The sequence below is a fragment of the Clostridium sp. 10cd* genome (assembly GCF_044336395.1).
Taxonomy (GTDB): Bacteria; Bacillota_I; Bacilli_A; order Erysipelotrichales; family Erysipelotrichaceae; genus Clostridium_AQ; species Clostridium_AQ innocuum.
In genome coordinates this window covers 1349598-1373070 of the sequence record NZ_CP172347.1, presented here as the reverse complement: position 1 = coordinate 1373070, position 23473 = coordinate 1349598, and the positions used below count along the sequence as shown (strand labels likewise).

General features: G+C 41.9%; 31 protein-coding genes. 1 reads left to right on the top strand and 30 read right to left on the bottom strand.

Going from position 1 to position 23473, the window contains the following annotated elements; all coding sequences use genetic code 11:
• The 27 genes from ACG3M1_RS06760 to ACG3M1_RS06630 all read right to left on the bottom strand — a co-directional run bounded on the left by ACG3M1_RS06760 (position 1) and on the right by ACG3M1_RS06630 (position 20291).
• Positions 1 to 5082, bottom strand: coding sequence for a SpaA isopeptide-forming pilin-related protein (locus ACG3M1_RS06760; RefSeq protein ID WP_395815059.1), 5082 nt, complete (start codon positions 5080 to 5082; stop codon positions 1 to 3).
• 213 nt (positions 5083 to 5295) lie between these two features.
• Positions 5296 to 6228, bottom strand: a complete 933-nt coding sequence (locus tag ACG3M1_RS06755) for a bacterial Ig-like domain-containing protein (RefSeq protein ID WP_009271186.1) — start codon at positions 6226 to 6228, stop codon at positions 5296 to 5298.
• 3 nt (positions 6229 to 6231) lie between these two features.
• Positions 6232 to 6411 (bottom strand): hypothetical protein, encoded by a 180-nt coding sequence (locus tag ACG3M1_RS06750; RefSeq protein WP_040012759.1) that lies wholly within the window; start codon positions 6409 to 6411, stop codon positions 6232 to 6234.
• A gap of 6 nt (positions 6412 to 6417) precedes the next feature.
• Positions 6418 to 8136, bottom strand: coding sequence for an AAA family ATPase (locus tag ACG3M1_RS06745; RefSeq protein WP_118654834.1), 1719 nt, complete (start codon positions 8134 to 8136; stop codon positions 6418 to 6420).
• A gap of 92 nt (positions 8137 to 8228) precedes the next feature.
• On the bottom strand, positions 8229 to 8468 hold the full coding sequence (locus ACG3M1_RS06740) for a hypothetical protein (RefSeq protein ID WP_009271187.1): 240 nt from the start codon (positions 8466 to 8468) through the stop codon (positions 8229 to 8231).
• Positions 8469 to 8488: 20 nt separating this feature from the next.
• Positions 8489 to 9355, bottom strand: a complete 867-nt coding sequence (locus ACG3M1_RS06735; RefSeq protein WP_040012760.1) for a DNA/RNA non-specific endonuclease — start codon at positions 9353 to 9355, stop codon at positions 8489 to 8491.
• 100 nt (positions 9356 to 9455) lie between these two features.
• The gene (locus tag ACG3M1_RS06730) at positions 9456 to 9755 is read right to left on the bottom strand and encodes a hypothetical protein (RefSeq protein ID WP_040012761.1); all 300 of its coding nucleotides are present in this window, start codon (positions 9753 to 9755) and stop codon (positions 9456 to 9458) included.
• Positions 9745 to 10731, bottom strand: coding sequence for a hypothetical protein (locus ACG3M1_RS06725; RefSeq protein ID WP_040012762.1), 987 nt, complete (start codon positions 10729 to 10731; stop codon positions 9745 to 9747). Before ACG3M1_RS06725 ends, ACG3M1_RS06730 begins: the two co-directional genes overlap by 11 nt.
• A gap of 63 nt (positions 10732 to 10794) precedes the next feature.
• On the bottom strand, positions 10795 to 10956 hold the full coding sequence (locus ACG3M1_RS06720; RefSeq protein ID WP_002611225.1) for a hypothetical protein: 162 nt from the start codon (positions 10954 to 10956) through the stop codon (positions 10795 to 10797).
• 149 nt (positions 10957 to 11105) lie between these two features.
• Complete coding sequence (locus ACG3M1_RS06715) at positions 11106 to 11732, bottom strand: hypothetical protein (RefSeq protein WP_118654815.1); 627 nt, start codon at positions 11730 to 11732, stop codon at positions 11106 to 11108.
• A 184-nt stretch (positions 11733 to 11916) separates the two neighbouring features.
• Positions 11917 to 12054: a hypothetical protein gene (locus ACG3M1_RS06710; RefSeq protein ID WP_002611501.1), complete on the bottom strand. Its 138-nt coding sequence runs from the start codon at positions 12052 to 12054 to the stop codon at positions 11917 to 11919.
• Positions 12055 to 12134: 80 nt separating this feature from the next.
• Complete coding sequence (locus ACG3M1_RS06705) at positions 12135 to 12842, bottom strand: hypothetical protein (RefSeq protein WP_009271191.1); 708 nt, start codon at positions 12840 to 12842, stop codon at positions 12135 to 12137.
• Complete coding sequence (locus tag ACG3M1_RS06700) at positions 12839 to 13093, bottom strand: hypothetical protein (protein ID WP_002611232.1); 255 nt, start codon at positions 13091 to 13093, stop codon at positions 12839 to 12841. The genes ACG3M1_RS06705 and ACG3M1_RS06700 overlap by 4 nt, the downstream gene beginning before the upstream one ends.
• A 3-nt stretch (positions 13094 to 13096) precedes the next feature.
• Positions 13097 to 13324 (bottom strand): hypothetical protein, encoded by a 228-nt coding sequence (locus tag ACG3M1_RS06695; protein ID WP_083785540.1) that lies wholly within the window; start codon positions 13322 to 13324, stop codon positions 13097 to 13099.
• Between the two features lie 84 nt (positions 13325 to 13408).
• Complete coding sequence (locus ACG3M1_RS06690; RefSeq protein WP_009271193.1) at positions 13409 to 13780, bottom strand: hypothetical protein; 372 nt, start codon at positions 13778 to 13780, stop codon at positions 13409 to 13411.
• Between the two features lie 86 nt (positions 13781 to 13866).
• Positions 13867 to 14544 (bottom strand): hypothetical protein, encoded by a 678-nt coding sequence (locus ACG3M1_RS06685; protein WP_009271194.1) that lies wholly within the window; start codon positions 14542 to 14544, stop codon positions 13867 to 13869.
• Between the two features lie 48 nt (positions 14545 to 14592).
• The gene (locus tag ACG3M1_RS06680; protein ID WP_009271195.1) at positions 14593 to 14805 is read right to left on the bottom strand and encodes a hypothetical protein; all 213 of its coding nucleotides are present in this window, start codon (positions 14803 to 14805) and stop codon (positions 14593 to 14595) included.
• A gap of 71 nt (positions 14806 to 14876) precedes the next feature.
• Positions 14877 to 15029 carry a hypothetical protein gene (locus ACG3M1_RS06675; protein ID WP_009271196.1) on the bottom strand — a complete coding sequence of 51 codons (153 nt, stop codon included), beginning with the start codon at positions 15027 to 15029 and terminating at the stop codon, positions 14877 to 14879.
• 17 nt (positions 15030 to 15046) lie between these two features.
• Complete coding sequence (ssb, locus tag ACG3M1_RS06670) at positions 15047 to 15508, bottom strand: single-stranded DNA-binding protein (RefSeq protein WP_040012764.1); 462 nt, start codon at positions 15506 to 15508, stop codon at positions 15047 to 15049.
• A 49-nt stretch (positions 15509 to 15557) separates the two neighbouring features.
• Positions 15558 to 15695: a hypothetical protein gene (locus tag ACG3M1_RS06665; RefSeq protein ID WP_233105065.1), complete on the bottom strand. Its 138-nt coding sequence runs from the start codon at positions 15693 to 15695 to the stop codon at positions 15558 to 15560.
• Positions 15696 to 15771: 76 nt separating this feature from the next.
• Positions 15772 to 16257 (bottom strand): class I SAM-dependent methyltransferase, encoded by a 486-nt coding sequence (locus ACG3M1_RS06660; protein WP_040012766.1) that lies wholly within the window; start codon positions 16255 to 16257, stop codon positions 15772 to 15774.
• On the bottom strand, positions 16232 to 16513 hold the full coding sequence (locus ACG3M1_RS06655; RefSeq protein ID WP_009271199.1) for a hypothetical protein: 282 nt from the start codon (positions 16511 to 16513) through the stop codon (positions 16232 to 16234). Before ACG3M1_RS06655 ends, ACG3M1_RS06660 begins: the two co-directional genes overlap by 26 nt.
• Positions 16488 to 16736, bottom strand: coding sequence for a hypothetical protein (locus ACG3M1_RS06650; protein WP_009271200.1), 249 nt, complete (start codon positions 16734 to 16736; stop codon positions 16488 to 16490). The genes ACG3M1_RS06655 and ACG3M1_RS06650 overlap by 26 nt, the downstream gene beginning before the upstream one ends.
• A 17-nt stretch (positions 16737 to 16753) precedes the next feature.
• A complete protein-coding gene (locus ACG3M1_RS06645; RefSeq protein ID WP_009271201.1) occupies positions 16754 to 17623 on the bottom strand; it encodes a hypothetical protein in 870 nt (289 codons plus the stop codon).
• A gap of 529 nt (positions 17624 to 18152) precedes the next feature.
• Complete coding sequence (locus ACG3M1_RS06640; RefSeq protein WP_009271202.1) at positions 18153 to 18503, bottom strand: hypothetical protein; 351 nt, start codon at positions 18501 to 18503, stop codon at positions 18153 to 18155.
• Positions 18504 to 18522: 19 nt separating this feature from the next.
• The gene (locus ACG3M1_RS06635) at positions 18523 to 19659 is read right to left on the bottom strand and encodes a hypothetical protein (RefSeq protein WP_118654813.1); all 1137 of its coding nucleotides are present in this window, start codon (positions 19657 to 19659) and stop codon (positions 18523 to 18525) included.
• A gap of 425 nt (positions 19660 to 20084) precedes the next feature.
• Positions 20085 to 20291 carry a helix-turn-helix transcriptional regulator gene (locus ACG3M1_RS06630; protein ID WP_009271204.1) on the bottom strand — a complete coding sequence of 69 codons (207 nt, stop codon included), beginning with the start codon at positions 20289 to 20291 and terminating at the stop codon, positions 20085 to 20087.
• 264 nt (positions 20292 to 20555) lie between these two features.
• On the opposite strand from ACG3M1_RS06630, the gene ACG3M1_RS06625 reads away from it, so the two are divergent.
• Complete coding sequence (locus ACG3M1_RS06625; RefSeq protein WP_009271205.1) at positions 20556 to 21128, top strand: hypothetical protein; 573 nt, start codon at positions 20556 to 20558, stop codon at positions 21126 to 21128.
• Positions 21129 to 21425: 297 nt separating this feature from the next.
• Here ACG3M1_RS06625 and ACG3M1_RS06620 read toward each other — a convergent pair whose 3' ends face one another.
• The 3 genes from ACG3M1_RS06620 to ACG3M1_RS06610 form a co-directional block, all read right to left on the bottom strand.
• Complete coding sequence (locus ACG3M1_RS06620; RefSeq protein ID WP_118654812.1) at positions 21426 to 22037, bottom strand: hypothetical protein; 612 nt, start codon at positions 22035 to 22037, stop codon at positions 21426 to 21428.
• Positions 22038 to 22101: 64 nt separating this feature from the next.
• Positions 22102 to 23184, bottom strand: a complete 1083-nt coding sequence (locus tag ACG3M1_RS06615; protein WP_009271208.1) for a lysozyme family protein — start codon at positions 23182 to 23184, stop codon at positions 22102 to 22104.
• Complete coding sequence (locus ACG3M1_RS06610; protein WP_009271209.1) at positions 23181 to 23459, bottom strand: helix-turn-helix domain-containing protein; 279 nt, start codon at positions 23457 to 23459, stop codon at positions 23181 to 23183. Before ACG3M1_RS06610 ends, ACG3M1_RS06615 begins: the two co-directional genes overlap by 4 nt.
• Positions 23460 to 23473 lie beyond the last annotated feature (14 nt).

Below are 23473 nucleotides of genomic sequence, written 5' to 3'. Positions count from 1 at the left end.
CTACTGTTCTGATTTCTTCGTTTTTCTACGCTTATGAGATACGAAGATGAGTGCTGCGCCTGACAGTGTTACGACACTGAGCAGGATCCCAGTCGCTGTCGTATCCCCTGTAACGACCCCACCGGATAACGGTTTATCCGCATAGATGATTGTGCGCAGCTTGTCATCACCATTGACCCATTCGTCATCGATCGTGACCTTCACGACTTCGTCGGAAAGCTCATAACCGACTGGTGCTTTCGTCTCTTTAATAAAATACGTACCGTATGTCAGATCATCGAACAGTGCGATTCCATTCTTCGTATCTGTCTTTGCAGTGCGGATCTTCTTCGTGCACACTGCGTCACTATACAGCGTAAACTCTGCGACCTTCAGGATGTCCTTATGTTCATAATAATCGACCTTATTTACTTTGATATAGGAGCGGATCATGTTGTCTTTCATCGTGATCTTCTGTCCGTCTCCTGCGGTAAAGGTAATCTCTTCTGCGATCTCATATCCATACGGTGCAGAGAGTTCTTTCATTACATATTCTTTACCTTCTACGAGATAGTGGATGTAGTGTGGTTCCTTTCCGGATATCCACTCATCGATGATGCTTCCGGTCTCCTTATCGATGACCTGCAGCTTAGCTCCTTCCAGTTCTTCTGAGCCGGTTTCTCCGACTTTTGAGAATTCCATTTCCGTAGGAGTATTTTCACAAGTGATTGTTAACAGGTCACCGTCTGCAGTAACTTCAACTTTGTAGACATGGTCATTCAGAACATAACCGTCTACCTGTCCATCCTCTTGGATGAAATACGTTCCAAGTTCCAGATCAGAGAATGTTGCGATACCTTTTGCATCTGTTTCTGCAGTTTTGATGATATTGCTCATGTCTTTATCTGCAGAAATATTGAATTTGATGCCTTCCAGTTTCTTATCGGCATCGCTTGAATCAGCTTTCTGAACCTGGATTGTTCCTCTCGCCAGTTCATTATTGATTTTTCCGTCTTCACCGATCTGTACCACATAGTTGGAAACATCTTCTCCATGATATGCAATCTCGAAGTCATATTCATTATCGTTCAATACATACTGTCCGTTAGTAGAAAGTTCTCTGATGTAATATACTCCATTAGGAAGATCAAATGTATCAGCAAGTGTTAAATGTCCGTCTTTAGTAATTCCGCTTGTGTACACCAATGTGTCATAAGGAATAGCTACATCGCCTTTGTAATTGTAGATATCTTCTCTTGCAAAGATTCCGAATACGATATCTTTATAAGCATCCGGATTTTTGTAAGTTTCCTGTTCTTCTAATACTTTTGTCATATCGATATCAACCGTTGGACGTTCATTTTTCAAAGTAGAAGTGATGGTCTGGATTTCATTGATCTGATTATCCTTTACCTCGAAATAATGTTTTTCTGTATCCGCAAGATAACCATGAGGAACTTTTGTTTCACGATAATAATATCGTCCTACAGGGAGCTTCTTGCTCAATACTGCATCCCAATCGGATTCTAAAGTCTGAACTTTTTCATCAGCTTTGTAGTAAGTGTGATTGCCGATTGTAATATCTTGTGCAGCATAAATCGTAATCTCTGCACCCAACAGATTTGATTTCTCCCAGATTGGAGAATGAACTGTACCGAATTCTGTCTGTCCTGTATCCGTAGCCATGAAGATTTCTCCGGCTTTGTTCCACTTTAATTGGCCGAATACCAGCTCATCCTTCATTTCGACGCTTTGTACCTTTCCGGTATCCTCTACAGTGAACTCTACATCCTTTGCGATCGCATATCCATATGGACTGCTCGTTTCATGCAGGACATAGGTCTTACCCGGCTCTAACCCTTCGATCAGGTGAGGGATGATGCTGCCATCCCCATCCTTTCCATCCTGCCCGGAGATCCAGCTGTCTGATACTGCGCCCGGTTCTCCCTTTGGATATACGCTCAGATGTGCGCCTTCGATCTCTTCATCGTTCGTGATGTCCTTCTTGGATACTTCGACCTTCGTGATCTCATTCCGGAAGGTCGACTCCAACTTGATGACTGCTTTATTTTGACCCTGATATGTCGCATCGAAATCCACGACCTCATCGGTAGAAGCATATCCGATCGGTGCCTTCAGCTCTCTGCTGTAATATTCAGAAAGAGGAAGATCTGCATCAAATCTGACTTTTCCATTTTCATCACTGTCTGCTGTATAAACCAGCTCATCAGCTTTTACTACGACCTTGCCATCAGCATTCTTAATATCATTTTTAGCATAAAGTCCGAATACCGCACCTGCTAATGGAGTTCCTGTATCGGCATCTTTCTTCACTATAGATAAATCAACTTTCTGACGTTCATTCTTAAAGGAAGAATCTGCAAACACCACTTCTGTTTCCTGATCTTCATATTTCAGCTCTACTGTCTGTGATTTACCGTTTAAGACAAATCCGTCCGGTGAGCATTTTTCAGAAACTTCGTACAATCCCAGAGGCAGTTTCTTCGATGTAGCTTTACCTCCATCGGCTGTTGTAACTGTAACCACAACAGTTCCTTTCTTATAAATTACCGTACCATCGTTAGATGGGTCCATGATGTTTTCTGCGGCTTTTATTTCATATACAGCACCAGCAAGTCCACGTTCTTCATACTGAAAATGCTTGTTTCCCATCTTATCGGTTTTAACATTTGTTAATACTTCGCCAAGTTTTTGAACATTTATCTGTCCCTGTACAGCTTTATCACTGAATTTTACTGTGATAACAGGTGTTTTTCCATCCGGCAAAGTTTCATAAGCTGTATCCATAGATACCTTGAATTTGACTGGTTCTACGTTTAACAGATAACCGTCCGGACTTCGTACCTCTTCAATCTGATATTCTTTTGGATCAAGAACATCACCGGTCATTACTACACCATCTTCATTTGTTTCCCATTCATCCACGTAATGAGGAAGCGGATTCCATTCCCAGTATCCTACGTATTCGTTTGTTTCTAGATCTCGAATCTTGAATGTTGCGCCCGGGATCTTGATTGTTTTCCCTGTATCAGCATCCTGCTTGGCGATAGCGATGACTGCTCTGAATTTTTCATCATTGAAGATTCTCCATGGCTGCGGCTCTCTGCTATCTTTGTTGATCACGACCTTGAAATCTGGTACGGCGTAGTGGTCATCCGGAACCTTGGTTTCTCGCACGATATACGTACCGTAAGGAAGTTCATCAGAAACTGCATATCCATTCTTGTCTGTCACTAGGACAGCAGCATTCTGTCCCTTTGCGTTTTTCGCAACTGGCGCTTTTTCCCAGGAACCGTATTTATCGATATCTTTCTGAGCCTTGATCGTAAATTCTACGCCTGCAAGTTTATCTGCTTCACCGGCACCATTATCAGACATCTTGATGATAGAGAATGCCTGCGCCTTGACACGTTCCTTGACCGTTTGTTTTTTCGTTACGACTTCAACGCTTTGTCCTGCGTAGTCGATGGAGATATCATAGGTGGTAGGATCCAATGTGTAACCGGTACTTGGCGTTTTTTCCTGAAGGGTATATTTACCTAAGTAAAGATTACTTATAGACGCTTTTGCATTAGCATCCGTCGTCAGTGTGGCAACCAATGCACCTTTCGCATATTTGACTGATTGATCTGCCGGATCTAAGATATTTTCTTTTGCGCGGAGATCATAGACAGCACCTTTAAGAGTAGCTTCACCCTGAGCAGATAAGCCGGTGACGCTGTCTTCTTTTGTGAGCTCTAAGCGGCCAGTCTGTCGCTCATCTTCACCGGTTACTGTGATCTTTTGTTCGTTGCTAGTGATCGTAACAGGGTAGGAGGTCTTGTTTAAGATATATCCGGATGGAGCGATGACCTCACGCACGGTGTACTGACCGAATCTCAAGTATCCGGATTCTACAAAGCCTGTGGCAGTTGTCACGAGTCTTTCTAACTCCTGTCCTTTATCGTTGTAGATGGCATAGGTAGCACCTGCGACCTGCTTTCCGGAATCAGGGTCGATCTTACGTAGCTGTACCTTACCTTTTACCCAGTTATTACGAGCAGTATAGTTCGTCGTCTGATTAGCTTCGACAGTTACTTCACGGATGGTACTATCGAGTACCAGGTGACTAGGAACCGCGGTCTCTTGCACATAATATTTCTGTGGTAACAAGTCATTGACGGTTACAGTGCCATCAGCACCTGTCGTGTAGGTTCCAATAGGGGAGGTCATATCGGAATTCTTGGACACCTTGAAAGAAGTATTTGGTACCACTGTCCCATCTTCATCCTGCTTTGTGATCTTCAAAGAGCCATATTTTTCAACGTTCAAGTTAATGGTGATAGTTACAGGGTCGCCAACTTTAAAGGATACAACATCTTGAGATGTAGAGGATGAAAATAAAATAGATGTCCCAACACACTCTGCCTTTATTGCTTGAAATTTTACTGTTGCATTTTCTGGGGCATTACTAGAAGCTGTGATCGTCAATTTATTTCCACTTTTTGATATAGTAATACCTTCACTTTTCGATGTGAGCGAATAATTAGAAAATACTTTATTGGTATCTGTCAGTGTGATGGATTCTCCTATTTTGATATTTTCTTCGATTCCGTTGAATGAAGGCTTTTTCTTAAAAAGCGAATCTACCTTATCTTGTATCTGAGCTTTTTTTGAAGTATATCCAGAATAGGAAGTATTATTGATTGTAGCACCAAGAGCTTCCCAAATCATAAATTGTGTAGCTAGATAGTCCTCATCTGTCTTACTAGATAATTGCCAACCTACATAAGCTATATGTTCTATTTTACGAAGTTCACTATGACTGAAATTAGACCTTGTATAGGATGAACCTTCGGTTATCAAAATTCCAGGTTGCACACAGAATGCAATTTCGCCATCTGCATATATATGTTCTGTTTCTGCGCCCCAAACCATATGTCCATCCTTATCTGTCACTTGAAAACTATAAGGAATCCTATTTTTCACGGTGACATTTCCAGCAGATTTTACAACTTGAGGGCTCGATATATTTGATACAATCAAAAATAATACTGCAATGTAGTTAAATAGTTTTTTCTTGATATTTTTGAAGTATAACATAAATTATTGACTCTCCTTTCTTTGCACAGCCTAAATAGAAAAAGACCGGTATTAACCGATCTTGTTTAAATATAGGATGTTATGTACGACTGTACAGATACGACCTTTCATTTATGTTGGGCGTGACCCCTCTATGGTGGTCTATGCTTAATATAATTCATTTACATTTTCCTTTCTATTATTCCAAAAAGAAAAGACAGGAATCCTGCCTTTTTAATTACCATAAATGAAACCAACAGTATAACCAGTGATATTATCACAGGTATCAACAACTGGTCCAACACTGTATGACATAATATTATTTTTTGGATTGCTCTCCATATCTGCGCCATATTTATATGCTTCTGCTTCAGTTTTGAAAATCTGCCCAGATTCACCAAGCTGATTGTTTGGAACATAACATGTTGTTGGTTTCTGTGTTTCTGCTGGTTTGGAGGTTCCGGAAGATGATCCTCCTGATGTCGTACCACTCTGTCCACTGGATCCTGAAATCGATTGTGCAGGTGAGGAAGGGGAAGCTGCCTGAGCCTGTTGGCCAGTATTGCTGTTTTGAGAAGTTGCGGCCTCAGAATTCTGTTCTGTCGTTGCTTTCTTCTCTACATTTTTCTTCACAGTGACCTTGAATGATTTTTCTGTAGCATTTCCATTTGCATCGAATGCTTTGACAACTACTTCATAGGTTCCAGCTTTCTTCGTATCCAGCTCGCCCTTGTCAATATAGTATCCGGATTTCTTGATTTCCTTGTCACTGTACTTCAAGCTGCCATCGACGGGATCCTTTACAGATTTTACATTGTCCTTCAATGTCAGCTTATCTCCGGCTGTGATCATGATCTTATCCTTCTTCAGTACGATTTTTGGTTTTTTGGTATCTTTGACAGTTATCTTGATTTCCTTTTCTGTAGATTTATCACCATCTGTAAATGTGACTTTCAGCGTCTGGTCTCCGACTTTCTTTGTATCATATCCGGAAACCTTCTCGACTTTGACATTCTCGTCTGACTCCTTTGCGTCATATAGTTTATCGTTATCCAGCTTATCACCGTACTCTACAGTTAGCTTCTCTGGCGTTTTAACCTGTAGGTCTTTGACACAGCCCGTCAATATCAATGCTACCATTGCTATCATACTTAATAACTTTTTCATTTTCTAAATCCTCCTCATCACCCATTTAGACTTTTTTATCGATTTATTTTTTCTTTCGTTTTGCAAAATATTTCCGTTCGAATTTTTCTTCTTTTTCATATGCCTGTTGGAAAGCAGATAGCCTTCTGCTTTTTCCTCCAAGCATTTCTTCAACATGGCAAGTTGCCATGTTGTTTGAAACATAGTCCGTCAAGCCTCTTTCCAAAGCATCTCTACATCTTTACCACTGTGTGTTAATGCGATATGGATGATCTGTCCGCTCAATGTGATATCATAACGATTCATTTCGATCTGTCGTAAAGCTTCCTCACATTTTTCTTTCAACAGTTTGGGATGCTTGTCATATTCTTCTTTCTTTAAATACTTTAATTCGATGATATAGGAAGGAAACTTATTCGTCTTGCTTTGTAGGACGATATCGTATCTGCCTTTTCCAGCCTCCTGATTACTCTTCACCTCATAATCTGCATATAGGCAGGCACACATCCCTAATAGAAGAGTATGGTAACTGTTTTCACTGATCAGATCATGATAACTTGTAGAATTCAATAGGAAGTCTCGGTAGTTTTCTATGAACACATTAGGTTCTTTATCGTATAAGCCTCTCATCATCATAGTGAAAATATCATAGTCTTTATTCAAATAATTTAGAGTAAGTCTCTGAAACTCCTCTGCGACCTCATTGTTTGGAATCTCCAATAAATACGTGCTCGATTTTTCTTGTTTTATTGTCAGATATCCTGCATTTACGAAAAGACCCCATAGACTTACAGCATCTGATTCTTCATAAAAACATTTTTGAAGATCCATTACGGTCTCTACCTGTTTTTTTTCTATCAATTCTTCATACTTGGTTTCGAATCCGGATTTATGTTCACCGTGTGTTTCTGGTTTTTTCCTTATTTCCTCCATTGCTTTTTTTATAAGCTGATTAGAGCTTACGTTCACCCAATAGGGAATCAGCTTATGATTCTTCGCATAATTGAGGATAGACCAGGGATTATAGATTTCTGTTCCACCTATATTATAGCCATCATACATTGCCTTCACTTCATCAGAGCATTCTAAGCCATAATACTTCAATAGGATATCCACTTCTTTCTTCACGAATCCAAAGTGTTGGGAATAGGCTTTATCACTTACAGTCCGTACCTCCGGGTTGTTCAATCCGGAAAAGATATTTTCCTTTGCGACCCGCTGTATTCCGGTAAGCATAGCATTTTGCAAATTCGGATTATCTTTCAGTGCACTGCTGAGCAATCCTGCAAGTGCGGAGTGTATCTCGCTATAAACATTTCCGACATGCGCTTCTATAAACGGTGTGTCATATTCGTCTATGATGAGCATCACTTTCTTTCCGTAATACTGATGACACTTCTCCATGAGATATGCTATCGCCTGGTCGATCGTTTCTAAGCTTCCATCATCTAAGCTTGATAATCCTTTCATGATCAAGTCGAACTTTGGTTTATCGAACATATCCGGATCTTTCAATAGGTGGGCGTTACATCTGTAGGCTGTCAGTAGCTGTTCCTTTATACATTTTACGATTCTCATCTGACTGCCTTTCGCATCCGCAAAGCTCAGAAAGATCGTAGGATATTGGTTCATCTCACGAATATATTCCGTATCCATGATCGCAGTATCCTTGAAGATATCCTTTGAATCCTTTGTGATGTCGAAGAATTCTGCCATCATACTCATGTTCAATGTTTTCCCAAAGCGTCGAGGACGGGTCACCAGTGTTACTTCTGCGCCACTATCCAAAAATTCTTTTATCAATAAGGATTTATCGACGATATAATAATCTCCTGTTTTCAATTTTCGATAATCTGAGATACCGATCGGTATCCGCTTCAAACCTGTTGGTCCATGTTCGACTATTTTTTTGTTTTTGTTTTCGTTCATATTTTTTCTCCATGCGGTCTCTCCGCTGTCTACTCCTACATGGCAACTTGCCAGGTAGCTGATTTTGCTTGTTTTTTTTACTTTATATCAGGTCACTTTAAAGTGATTCCTGTTTTTTCTTCTACTGATTCCACATACGTATCTACGTCGATATAACCTTTTGAAAGATTCTCTGCTTTGCCCATGACTTGAGAAAGCACATACTCGATATCTTCCTTTGGTATGCCTGCCTCAAATAATACCTCTGCCACGGTCGATGCATAGATCCTGCTGGTTGTTTCTACCAGCTGCTGTTCCCGCATCTGTTGCAGTTGCACATCTCTTCTACTCATCGCATCTTCCTTCTTTCTGGCTACCGCTGTGCTCTTCTATACCCAGCTGCCTGTGCCTCTTCTTCACTGTTGAATATGATCAGATTTTTTGAGTCCTCCATATCATCATAGGATCGTTGGCCGGGACAGTGATAGATCTTCGAATCCTTGTTTCCGCGTATCTCCACATCGGTAGCGTTTTGCTCTTTTTCTACTCCTTTTTCCAAATGACTCTCTCCGGTGATATAGTCGATCGTAATACCGGGCTGTACATTGTATACGAAGACATTGAACCGGATACCTTCTCCATGGTCTTCCACCGACTGCGCTTCCATCTGTACACCTGATGCTACGAGGTCATCACCTTCAAATATCGGAGTGACCCGATACAGTACGTGGTTATTCGTTTCCTGGATATGATCAGCAACCATATCTTCAAATGGCAGCATACCTTCCATGTTCATATACCGAGTACCGGTTATCAGATTCTTCTCGTTGGCATTTTCACCGGTCAGCTGGAATCCGATCAGATGGCACCGGTTATAGAGATATTTCCCATCTATCAGGTCATCATACCTGACGGTATGCCAGCCGGAAGGCTTTATCATTCCGATGGAGCCTCGTTCTTCTGTAGGCATCAGATCTTTTCCGATGTTTGCCATCGCAGCTCCGCACCGGCCTAGCTCATCCAGCTCACTGTAGCTCTCATAAGATTTCGTAGACAGCTCATCTTCCGTGAAAGCCGGTATATTGCCGTCGATTTCCACATACGGTGTACCGGAGTAAGCTGGAATTTCGGAGATATCGATGTATGATACATCTTGTTCGTTCTTCGTACTATGCGGTGAACAGCCTGTCGATGAAAGGACGAGCAAGGAAGACAATAGTAATTTGATGATCGTTTTCATGATCTTCTCCCTCATTTCTGTACCTGGCAACTTGCCAGGTCAGGTTCAGACACTCTTTTCCAACTAAATTCTACTATAGTAGAAGTTCAAAGACAAGTGTTTACCCGCTCTGCCTATCTACGATTTCTTTCATTTTCTTTCTTTGTTTTGCTTTTCTCATCCTTCGATATAGCAGGAACGTTATGGCAAGGACGATGATCAGTAGGAGGGATAGAGTCGCAAGTCGTATACTATCGTACAGGAACTGCAGTGTGATGATCGTGAGAAGGATGAGTACGATGACACCCACGGTTATCCATAAGAGATGACGTAATATTTTTTTTGTATACGACGCTCCGTGAAAGCCGGAGATTCGTGCATGGTCCTTCCTCATGAACTTCTCTAGTCTATCAGGATCCATAGGATAACACCTTCTCTTTCTCCAGTTCTGTAATGAGCATCTGCTCTAGCTGTATGTCCGCTTCCTCCTGCATCCATCGCATGTCCTCCGTGTTCAAAGCAGGGCGGAAAGGGAGAGTAGGGTCCAGTGCTGCTCGTTTGTCCCATAGCTCCAGTGTTAGATCGTCTTTATCGATGATTCCCTCCAAACTGTTTTCATCCAGGTCTTGTGAAGCTAACCACTCATCACAGCGATCCTTCAGTATCTCGCTGATCTGTCCTTTTTGGACATATTCGTGATAGCGGGATAGGACAGGTTCCATATCTTCCTTCGTGTATACGTTCAGATCAGAAACTGTGACACCTTCGATTCCTATCATCTTCAAGAGCTCAGTGCCGCTTCCTTTTGCTATCAGAAGACCATCATATAAGAGGACCTGAAGATGGGTGCCATCTTCCTGGATCTCTTCTGTCAGCGTGTAACCTTTATGTGCACGTACGTACGCTTCCAATAGTCCTTCCTGTACTTTCTTTGGCATCTCCTTATGCTGAAGAATGTTGACCAGATCCGTTGCGATCTTTCGTGCCTGCGCAAGGGAATAGACAAGTCCCGGCAGCAACTTATGCCCGAGCAGTTGAAGTGCGTCGTCCTTTTCGTCATAGAGATCCATAGCTTCGTCCTGAAGCCGGACTGTTATGCTTTTCATTTCCTTTGGATCCTGTATTCTATATTCGACCAGATTCTTATGCCAGCCCTTACGCTGTATATCCGGTTCATCATCGATCAACAGCATCACTTTTAGCCCTTCACTCTTAGTGAGATCATATGCTTCTCTGAGATCTGATAAAGATAGAAAGCAAACACCATCTAAAGATTCTTTTCGCAGTCTGTCTATGACCTCGTCACTGACGCAGCGTAGATAATAGTCTTTGACTCCCGGATACTTACGTTCACAGTTCGTATTGATATATCCTTTTCTGCTTTTTAAGTCATTCATTGCTTTCAAACACCTCCTTTTCTATCTACCTGGCAATTTGCCAGGTAGATACAAGATCCTTTGTCATTCTAAAGATTTATGGTCATCTTCATATGTCATCTCATGATCTCTGCTCATGGTTTTATATCCGAACATTCTGTCAGCTTCATCACTCGCTCTGCAAAGAGCATAGGACAATATGATGAAGAGGGAAACGATCATCCCTATAAAAAGTATCGATATCATGCTTCTCCCTCCTGTGTTACATAGCAGTTTGCTAAGTAATTCATTGTTATTGAGACTTTATGACAATCTTTGATGAACACTTTTCTTATAGTCATCCAGCAGTTCTTCTGTTGACTTTAGAATATCTGATTGCCATGCAGCTAAATTTATCAGACGATTTTTCTGAAGCTTTCTGCCATAAAGTCATACAGTCCAATTTCATCAAGGTCTATCGTTTGCATGTCGGATGCATGGACATTGCTTATGACTGTTAATATTTCGTCATATATATCTGGAGCAGCAGTCTTATCAAGGTAGGGAATCAAAATCTCCTGTAGTTTATTTTCTACATCGAGCAGATATTTCAAATCACAGTACATTGCAGTTCTCCATGTTTCCAGATAAAAATAGAATTTCATTTTTCGTGCAGAGTTTTTGAATACAAAGGGCAGATGCGACATTATTTTGCAGATCGTATCAGGTTCGTACATTTTCATATAAGCCAGAAATTTATTCGTCAGAATAGAATATTCCTGATGTATAGAGGAGAGATTTGTAAAATCAATATGCACATGTTCGCTGGCCTCTTTTTCCTCGCGCATATCTGCTGCAATTTTGCCTAATTCATTGAAATAGGTTGCAATAAGCTTTTTTGATGCATACATTTCATCACGTATCGATTGAAATAATGTCCATCTCATTTCAATCGTAGATTGTTTTTTGTAGAGCACTGTGGATGTAATCCATGTAAGTACTGCTCCCAAAAGCGCCGAAACCATGATCGTTATAATTTCCATGGAAGATACCTCTTTTCTTTTTGAAAGAAGTATATCACAAATGATTATCCATATGATCAGTAGTTGTATATTTACAAAAGTGAATTTTTTCATACTTTTTTTTGAATGACTCCATGTTTTTTTCACACCTTCTGTTCTTCCTTATGGTTTGGATCGATCATCTGGCAACTTGCCAGGTGATGTCTTACTTTATCACGATCTGCCATTTTGCATGATACAGCGCTTGGATATGCCTAGGCAGACCATAGAACCAAGTCTTGTCGACGGTTACGATATTCCCGTTCTCCTTGTTTCTCAGTACCAGATATTTCTTTTTCTTCATTCGATGATTTCCAAGATCACAGTGGAGCGTCAGAGTTCTTATAGTGCCGGCTTTGCATTTCTTCCACACTCAACAGAGCATTACGATTCACTGTGACCCTGACCTCCTTTCCGATCGTCTTCATGGTCCATCCCGTCTTTCTTCCCGTATGTCTGCCAGAGCAGTTCCAGCTCCTGTCGTTCAAGTTTCTTCTCTTCGAGCAGTCTCTGTGCGATCAGGGCTACCAGATCCCAGTGCGCATACAGGACCTGTGTACAGTGCTTCCGGCAGTCTTCATACAGCGTATAGCGCTCCTGTCGCGGCACCTGCTGCAGGAGTTCGAAACACCGGTTATGGTCGTCAACTGAGGATAGCTCGGAATAGACCATCTTCTGTGCAAGCATCCCATATCTTCTCGCTGCGATATCTCCAGCGAGTAACTTGCACAGTATCATGCGCAGAGGCAATTCTTGTTTCTCATAGCGGCAATATCCTCCCACCGGACCATCCTTCCCCTGCAGGAGGACGATCTCCATCGGTATCACGCCATCGTTCATCGACATGATGGCATGTCCGGCTTCATGGATGGCGATGATATCGATATCTTCCTCTGTTAGGATCGCGACTGTTTTGCGGTATGTCTGCATCCTTCCCTCATCGCAGACGCAAAAGAGTGCATGTAGTATGAGAAACACCAGATACAGCAGGGAACGTAGGATATCCGCGCCCTGATAGAGGAGGTCAGAAAAGATGGTCACATTCATATAGAAGAGGAGGACGTACGTGATCGTGACGACCACGTACGTCATTCGCTGATGACCTCCAGGATCACTGTTCTCGATCTGGAAGGCTTCGAGCGATTTTGACTGATCGACCCATCTTCATTGATAGGATCATCATCCTTTACGATGACCCTGACCTCTTTTCCGATCTTCTCCCTGCAATAGTCTGCAATCGCTTTTTTCCCGAAACGCACATATGCCGCATAAGCGATGATGGTATTGTTGTAATTCTGTAAAGTAAGTAATTGTATCTGTGGTAAGTAATCTTCTAAGGTCATGTTTTATCGCTCCCTTGCGTTTTGTCCCATCTTGTATGCGCAGACGCCTAAAGAGAAGCTGGCTGCGATGAGGCAGGGGATACTGATGTAGTTCAGCTTTCCCTGCAGCATGACGATCAGTAACAGCTCCGATATACCGGCAACATAGATCCAGAAAGTGTTGTACAGACAGTCCTCTTCCGTATCTGCAGTCAGTTTCGCTTTTAAATATTTATTCTTCTTCATGTCCATCCTCTCTCTTTCTCCGATTTTCTTTTCCCAGCAGATAACAGAGGAATGCCGAGATGTTGATGATCAGGAATACGATCAGCTTCCTTATATCTTCCATCCCTCGTCCTCCTGATATCTCCTTTTCGTTCTGCATGAAATGGCAATTCCTATATCCATTCTCGTCGCTTCCATTGCTGTCACCATTTTTTTATCATGCAGATACGTCAGCTTCAGAAAGTCTTCCCTGCAGGGGGTGACTGGTCGCCCTATGATCCCGTCTCTTCGTGCTTTCCGTACCTCTCGTAACTGACGATCTCTGCGTATCTGTTCCTCTTGAAGGACAGCTTCACATGCCCGTATCAGGCATGCGAATGGTTCCGGCGTCTGTTGATCGATTCCTTCCTCCGGCAGCTGCACGTATCTCGTCTTTACCGCCTGCAATGCTTCTGATAATCCTGTATATGTTTCACTCTTCATATGATTCCTCCTCATGATGGTCTTATCTGAAAAAACGGATATATGTATGACTTCATCCGATGATACCTTGAAGCGCTCGACAAGCTTCACACATGACAGGTGCTTTCCAGGATCTCACGCAGCATCGCCTCCAGACGATATATATCCCTCGTCATCTTTATCTGCACATAGTCGATACTGTCGTCTTGCTTTGGCAGTTGTTTGAAACATTCTCGCAGGTGATACTGTAATTCCTGTTGATGCTCTTTCGTATAGCTGCGCAGACGAGCTTCTACCTCATCCCATGTGATCTTTTCATATGTACAGACACGCTCCAAATCATTACAGCTGTTTCCGTATCCACCGTCAAATTCGACAGTATTATATGTATTGATAAAAAAGTGTACACGCTCATGATCCTGATCTTCCATGATCACGCCATCCTCTGCCATCGTAGCTTTGATCCATGCTTCAAAGTAAAGAGGAACGTGCTGAAAAGCTTCCTGTATGCAGCGCTTCTGTGCATCCGTTTCCGCCTGTTGCAGTGCTTCCGTTTCTGTTAATGAGGTTGTATGATGTAGGTATAACGCCTCATTGCATCGCTGATACCACTGTTGTGCTGCTTCCGTCTCCTCATCTCCTCCACGATGCTCATCGGAAGAGACCAAGTCGTATACGAAGGATTCCAGGAGTTCGGAAACCTTCTGATCGTGCTGTGCTGCAGCTTTTACGAGCTGTTCTGCCTCTGTTGCCGTAAGTCTTAGTTTTATGCTGTATTCTTTCATTTCTATATCCTCCTCATCATTTCCCTTTGTATTGATTTTTTCTTATATTCACCCTGAAGAATCATCTACGACCTCAGACCATACGAAGCTATAGCCGGTCGCATTTCTTCTCGTCTTGCCATTACAGCTGTCCAGGATCGTCTGATAGCTGCAGTATTCCTTGGCCGCTGCTTCTCTGGAGCTTTTGTAGAAGGCAAGAACGTTCCTGTTTCCCGGATTCACCTTATAGATCCCTCTTCGTCTGCTGCGACTCGCGGACATGTTTCCTGCCTCTTGTTTCGACAAGAGAGTCAGGTTCACCAGCCTGTCATCTGTCCTCAGTCCTGTGTGGATCAGACTATAGCTTCTCGTATCATAATTCCCACGAAAGGCTTTCTTCCGTTTGCATAGATACGTTTGACTCTTCCCATATTGGAGATATGAAGATTCTTCGTCGTATCGACCAGCTTCCACACCTCCACATCGATCTCTTTTTGCGTTATCATCCGTATCGTCTCCTTCATCAAAATGGCAGATCGTCATCGGAGATATCCAGCGCTGCAATGCTCGTGAACTCACTGGAGGAGGATGGAGCGCTGTTGCTCGCAGCAGTGCTACTCTGCGTGTTTTCCTGTCCGGGTACGTAGGCACTGTTCATATCTCCTGCATTCCGGCTGTCCAGAAAGCGCACATTATCCGCGACCACCTCTGTTACATATACACGCTTGCCACCCTTGTCATCATAGCTGCGCGTCTGGATACGGCCCTCTACACCTACCAGAGAGCCCTTGTGCATATACTTCGCTACACTATCCGCGGTCTTGTTCCAGACGACAGTGTTGATGAAGTCAGCTTCTGGCTGTCCCTCCTGTTTGAAAAGCCGGTTGCATGCGACCGTAAAAGACACGACCGATGCGCCATTCGTTGTCTTCCGTAATACAGGATCTTTCGTCAATCTTCCCACTAATACGACTCTATTGATCATGATAGTTCCTCCCATTTACATATTCATATGGTATATATCCTCTATGCTTTTATCTTCTTCGATCATGCTTGGTATGCTTCTTTTCCGTAATAAGCTCTTGGATCGGCATCGTCCAGGTCTCTTCGAAGTGTTCTTCTGTGAAATCGAAGACCTCGGTAAGTCCTTTGTTATATATCCATCTCATCATTTGGACGTGCTGCCGGACACCATCGCATCCACGGAACAGGTATCTCAGCATGAAGACGTTTCTGTATATATTCCATTTATGATATCTTTTCATTTTGACATTCCTCTTTTGTAAATAACATCCAATGTGTATCCCCGCGTCTGTTTCCAAATAAAGGCGTTGTATCAATGAGATTCAAAATCTCATTGACCTTGATCTGACATTCGTTCCATTTGAATACTAAGAAGCCTCCTGATTTCAACACCCTCATACATTCTTTAAATCCTTGAGCGATATCCTGCTGCCAAGTATCACTGAGCTGACCGTACTGGGCCTTCATGATAGAGTTCGGCCCAACCCATCGCAGATGTGGAGGATCGAATACGACCATATCGAATTGTCCATCACCATATGGGATGTTTCGAAAGTCTCCAATTACATCAGGATCGACATGGATATGCTTTCCATGGATTTCTCCATTTTCATGCCTAATATCCATATAAACGACATCAGGATGGTGTTTTTGAAACCAAAATAATTTTGATCCACAACAAACATCAAGTATTCTTTTTGCCACATTCATCACCGCCTAGATAGGCTCTCATGTCCTCCAGCCATGCTTGGTATGCTTCTTCTCCGTAATAAGATTTTGGAGCGACTTTGAATCGCATACATTCACTGACATAGGGATCATATACAGCCGTGTCACCGGTATCCAGAAAGATCGTATCCTCCCGATAATGACCGGTCTCGTTATAATACGCTTCCCATATCCGGATCTGCCCTTTGATTCTTTCCAGTAGGACCTCATTGTCATTCATTACAGTCACCGCTTTCATAGTCACTGATCTCCTCACCAACAGCAAGTTTCGTCACCTTTGCATCACACTCTGCACAATAGATGAATTTACTGACCAACGAATGGTCTGCATTTTGATATATTTCACCATTTTCAGATTCACCGCCATCTGTTCGGAAAAAGAATAAGCATCTTCCTTTAAATCTTTCTTTCACGTAAAATTCTTTATCATTTCCACATTTACGGCATTTTAATCTTTTCACTCTTTTCCTCCTATAGATTACATATTACTTAAAAGGTTCTCTTCGTTTAGCGGATATCTGCCCTCGATCTGACGTTTGTAGAAGACTTGAAGCCCATGTAAGTAAAACGCAACGATTGGGTTCAGGCGTATCCCGCATTCTGTCCGCAGCCATCGCTCCTCCCGGTCATGACGGTAGGGCAGGTCCTCATCCAGCTCGATCCTCAGGAGAAATTCTTCATGGCACGAGGACTCTTGTGCATACTGCAGATATCGTTCGTATTCTATCAAAGAAATCGCTCCCTCCTTATCTACCTTCTGGTATCGCTGTTGGTAACGCTCTATGATGTCATCATATGCAGCACTTCCAAGCCATATATGACTTTTGAAATCCCCAATAGATAGGGCATCAGCAAACTGAGAAGTCTCCATCTTGGTCCAAACATCCTTCCAGCTCACTCTCTGAGGGAAGGTGAAGACGGCATTCCCCAATGCACTGCATACGAAGATCTGATGCCTCCAAAAGAGGTATTCTGCTTTCTTTTCCGGGATCTCCGAATCTATCCAGACCAACCGCCACATATCCGTGCTGAGCTCTGTAAGAGTGAAATCTTTTCCCGATATAGGGACACTTTTCTGATATCTCCTCCAGACACTGCGGATCACATGATAGAGTCTTACGGCAATCTCCCCATGTCGATGTGCTACTTCCTCATCCGTGATACAACGCTTTCCATTTTCTAATACACATTCAAATTCTACCTCAAAGTTATAGAACAGGGTATCCTCCTCGACCGGAAGCCCCATGTCTGCCGATCTATTAAAATATTCCATCATGATCTTCTGCAGAGAACCATCTGCGATCTGCTCATAAAACTCTTCCTTGTTTTTGAAATGAAACGTCAACATAGTTTCTGTCCTCCTTATATTTTCCTTCTATCGTGAAGCTACGTACCTTACACTTTCTACGAACCGCGATGAACCGGAGCAGTCAAGGAACGGAACGTAGGGTGGAGATTTTCCGATAGGAAAATACGACCCGGTCATTGACGGTGTAGGCGCATGCGGTATTCCATAGCTACATGGCAACTTGCCATGTAGCCGCCGGCTCCCATGCCGGCAGCTTTTCGAGCGAATTCTAAAAGATACCTGGCAGATTGCCGGGTATCAACTACTTGTATGCAACTGCAGAGAAGAATGTGATCGCCTACAAACATTCTGCTATATAACCCAAGATATTCATTTATCGTATCTCCTTTTTATCTTTTTCTGATTTGTAATACTTCTACATACACCGTCAAGGGATGGCCGATAGAGTATTTTGATCCAGTCTTTTGAATTTATTGGACCAGTTGAAGGACTTTTTTGTCCTTTTACCAGCAGAGGTCAGGCTGAGAAAGAAAATAAACACCGCATAAGAAGCAGTGTTGCGGGATATCTATTCGTTTGTTTTATTGTAGAATACGGAAAGATCGTCACAGCAGATCTGTTCGAATCGTTTTTCCAGCTCCTTCAGCCATCCTGTGGGATATGCCACATCCGGTACGACGTCTCTGCAGTATTTGAATAGCAGATAGTGGCAGATATCTTCATCCGTTCCAAATACCTGTATACCACGCGAATCTTCAAGGATCCTGTATCGCTCGTTTTGTTTTAGTACATATTCTCTGTCATCATCTCCATGTCCGATGCAGTATTCATGATCTTCCTCGCTGATTTCGATGACGATCCTTTGTGAAGTGGATGTCTGATCATTCCGTAATAAAAATAATAGTTTCGCTTGTTTCATGTATTCTTTCCTCCTCATCCTACAATGCCTTTATATCGGAAAAGAATAGATCCAGTAGGCATCGGATACTGCGGTCTAATTCATAGACGTTCTGGTGATAATAGTCCAGCTGATGTTCATTCCCTGTCTCATCATGAAAGACTCCGTTACGGAACCTGGTCCTGTATTTGTGAAAGATAGACAAGACCTGTTTATAAGCCCGGCTATGCTCTGTCCGTCCGCCTTTCGCTTCATTGTAGTGTGTGAATACGATATCCTCTGCGCAGAACTTCTTCAATAGATAATTCGTCGTATATTCGATGGTCTGTTTTGCAAAATTCAATGCAGCGATGCGTCTGCGTACATAGTGATGATACTCCGGCTTGCATGCCGTTTTATGGAGCCGTTTTCCTTTTTTGACATGATCCGTCTTACCGCACACTCGCAATACTGCGTCCAGGAACTTTTGACGCAGCTTCCAAATGAATTCATCCCACAGATTACGGCCGCTCTGCATGTCTTTTCCGTAAACGAAGTTTTGCAGGGAATTGCTGAAGACGGCCTTCGATGGGATACGATTACCATCCTTATCCAATCGATAGTCCCCGGCTCTATATTTCAGCACCTTGTATCTTTCCGGACAATCCGCACTTGCAAATCTTCCGGTCCTGCTGTCGAACCATCCATCCTTCTTGTAGACCATCCATTGTGTCCTGGCGATATAGATCCTGTCTATCATGGTTATTCTAGCATAGGCGCCGCATCCCATGGTGATGTTTTCAACGAAATAGGGAATCGGCTGTTTCAGACCACACAGTTGCAGGACATACTGGCGTATGAAACGTTTCCGTTCCTCAATGGTCTGAAGCTTCTTCGGATACAGGATGGTGATGGAGACCGCATAGCGGGTATTGCGTTTTTTTGAGCAATAGGAATCCATGAAATCCATATAGGCTTCACAAAAGGCGTCCTTTTGCATGGGAAGTTTCATGTCGAAGAAAAAAGGAGTATCCTCTATATACTTCAGAAAAGCATCCCTGTTCAAAGGTTCAAAGTGGATATACAATCCTTTGGAATATCCATCTACGAAGAGTTCATCAGATACGAAATCGAAGCGATAGTTCTTCGTCTTATAACACTTGATGAGATCATCGAATATCATCTGGTCGAGTTCCATTTTATGATTCCTTTCTTTATTTTTTTATGTCTGAAAATAGCACTGACAAATCGCTATGTGCTATCGGAGCAGCGCTCTCTTATCTATACACAAGCTCGTACGCGACTTGTTTATATAGACCTTTATTTATAGTTTAATTTTGACTTCAAACTTTATTTCAAAGCTTCAGAGCATCGTTTTGTCATGATATATATAATCGTTATCTAAAAATGAGAAAAACCTCTATAAGAGGCTTTTCTGCGGTGATAAGGTGTGGGGATAACAAGAGTCTCATATAGAAATTCCATTTTATAGAGAACGGATCGTTCTGATCTTACCAAACCACCTATGATTCGGCGTTTTTAGTTTTTCGATCTGTTTTATTAACTAGCTTTTTTTGAAAGTTAGAATCACGATAGTAAATATGAGACCCGGATAAAACACAGCTATTCTAAATCTTTATGGACGAAATCATCGATCGAAACATCAAAATAGGCACAGAGCTTCATGATATTACTGATCTGAGGATCTCTTGTTTGCCCTTTCTCTATCCGACGGAGTACGCTTTCATCGATGTCGATTTCTTTGGCAAGCTTTAATGTCGAGAGACCTTTTTTTTCTCTACATTTTTTTAAATTTTCTTTTATTTGCATTTACGATATCATCCTTTCCATGTTAAAATTATTCGGCATATAATCCGATAGTATAAGGAGGGTGTCCGTATGGATTCAAGCTATATTGTTAAAAGTAATGAATGGATCATGCCGGCTATTTCAGTAATCAGTATCGTGATGAGTATTATTATGACGCTCAGTTCTTTCAATAAGCAAAAATCATAGCATATAAATCATGAGAGACTTGAGTACGTCTACTTTCCGTTAGTTTCATTTATAAAATCCTGCGAAAAGAAACGGAATATGAGGGCTTTCGATTTATATTGGTATTTAAAAGATAAACTGATAAATGAGAAATACAAAACATTACTTGGTATTGCAGAAATCGATGATCATTTTGAAGTATTAGAGAACTATTGTTTGTCCGATGAGGAGTTCGATTTCAAGAAAGAAAGCTCTTTATTCTATGCTATTGCTAATGTCGTTGAAAGAAACTATGATAGAATCAAGAAACGTGCCGGATACATATCCAAAACACGTAAATATGCTTTTATATGCTTTGTTGTGGGATATGTATGTTTTTTATCGTGGGCACTCCTCATAACCGGAGGGGATGTTACAGAGAACACAGCAGTTGCTTACTTTACGGATATGTTGCTTAAGATTTTTCCTTCTTCTATAACTGTATCTGTGCTGTTCTATACAAAAATCTTTTTCTTCGAGGGCGGAATTTATAAAGTGATGAATATACTAAAAAACTTTATTCTCAGTTCTAAGATAAAGTATAGTCGTTTTACATCATTACTTGAAAAAAGAAAATCAAACTCCCGGACAAAACAAAATACTTATAATGATTCCTCCTATGACATAGATTAGAATACTAAACACGATATACAAAAACCAAACTACAACAATCAAAATATAGAAAAAACGTATGAATGAATAGATATATATGATCGGATGTCTCGTTTCGTATTCTATTTTAAAAGATAGATTGTTTATACGGGGACCGAGGCCGAGATCCCACTCGATCGTAAGATCAGAGAGTACAAAAAGACAAAGCCATATACCGTTATTTATGATAAATATCATTACGATATTCTCATAGATATCAATAAGCAACTGAACCACCTCCTGTCACTCTATATATTGATATTCATCAAAATGTCATATTCAATATAGACCATCAGAAAGGGCGCTGTCCTCATATATGTTCGTGATGATATATCGTTTATCTTTTTTCGTAACCTCCATACGGCACAGATATCGTTCTTGATCGCTGAAATCTCCTCGTGTGATGCGCTGTGTGTAGATCACAGAGACTTCGTAGCTTCCTTCTTTCTTCCATCGGTAACTGTATCGTGTATCTGTGATCTTTGTTTTCGTGATAGAATCCTTGTCTGCCTTTGCAGCCTGTTCTTTTTCGGCTTGTATTTCCTCCTTGCTCATTTCAGGGGACAATGTCTCATACATGCTGTCACTCAGTATATCCTTTACTTTATCCAGACGCTCGTAATAGATATCTGTTGAGCTTCCGCTCTTCATCACCTTGATATATCGTACTGCCGGTTCTGTATAACGCTCAGGAGCTTCCTTCTGCTCTGCATCTACTAGCTTTGTTTTTTCTTCACTGTCATCCTTCTCAGAGACTTCCTGCTTTTGAACCTCTGAAGCTGCAGGCTCCTGTTCTTTTTCTTCCATAAGCATACTTTTCGTACCAAACCCTATTCCTGCACCCAGACAGATACATACGGTTGATAGGATGACATCCTTCTTCTTTATCAATTCGGATCACCTTCCTTTTACTTTCTAAAACAATAATGATCTATTCAAAATTTCTTTCTCCTCTTCATTTTTTAAAACTCATAATCTTCTCAGGATCCACAAGCCCATCCTTCGTAGCGATGCGGGCTGTACCTTTATGAATCTCGATATGCAGATGTGAAGCGGTGCTGTTGCCGCTATGTCCCTGTTCGCCAATCTTTTGGCCTTTCTTTACTTTCTGTCCTTTGCTGACTAGGGTCCTTTTCATATGGCATAAGAAGATATAGTAATCTTCTTTCTTGTAGGTGACCTTCAGCATGACATAATTTCCACCACCGATATAGCCTCCGCTATAGGGACAGGAATTCCCCAAATAACCATCACTTGGCGGACAATCGTTAGATACCTCATAGACGATCCCTGCGGCAGGTGCATAGATATTTGCACCATAGCCTGCATCGATATCCGTTCCATAGTGATAATCTCCGAGACTTCGTTGTCCTACACTGCTCGTCAGTGTATAACTCTTCATCGGCACTAAAAAAGCATCTTTTCCTTCGATCCCGATAGCAGCTGTTTCGTAATATTCCATGACCTTATTGACATAGTTCGGATCGCCATAAACAGACCATCCCATTTTGGCTGCCATCATTGCAGAGAATTCTTTCGCGTTCTCTAATGTCCATTTTCCACCTTTGTTCGCATCGACCCATTCGATATAGCCACTTCCAAAATTATATCCAGCCAAAGCCACCTTTATCCTTTCCTTATCTTCTCCAGATTTCACTCCTGCTTTCTTCAATACGGAGCGCAGTTCCTGTATCCCGCAATCTATGGAATATTCAGGATCACGGATGCCATTGGGTACCTTTGGATATTTCTTGTTGAAAGGACCCTCTGCAGCCTGCATCGGATCCATACCTTCACCATGAGATTCCACTTCCATCACACAGAGGATCAATTCGACATGATCCGCCATGTCATAGACCTCTGCTCTTTTCGTCACATAGGAACGATATCTTTCGACTGCTTCACTCAATAGGGAAGTCGAAAGATCGATATCATCTTCGGTACTGCCACCTCCGATACCGACCGCCGCAAACATCATGATCACGAGAAAGAAGGCTACTCCTATGAGCATCACCTTCTTCGCTGATCCGGAGATCATGCAGCGTCATCCTTTCGGATACAATCTTCAAAATGTAAGATAGGTACATCCAATACCTTACACATCCGTATCAGAGTAGGAAGCTGGATACTCCTCCTACCTTTCAATACCTCTAGGATATAAGGTAATGGTTCATCCAGCTTTCTGGCAAATTCTTCTTTCGATATCTTCTTCTTCCACAGTATGTGTTTCAGATGATCGGCTAATCTCTCATTCGTTATCCCTTTTTGTGGGCTTGGTCCTTTTCTCTTCTTTCTTTTCTTTTTGGATGTCATTCTCTCCCTCCTTC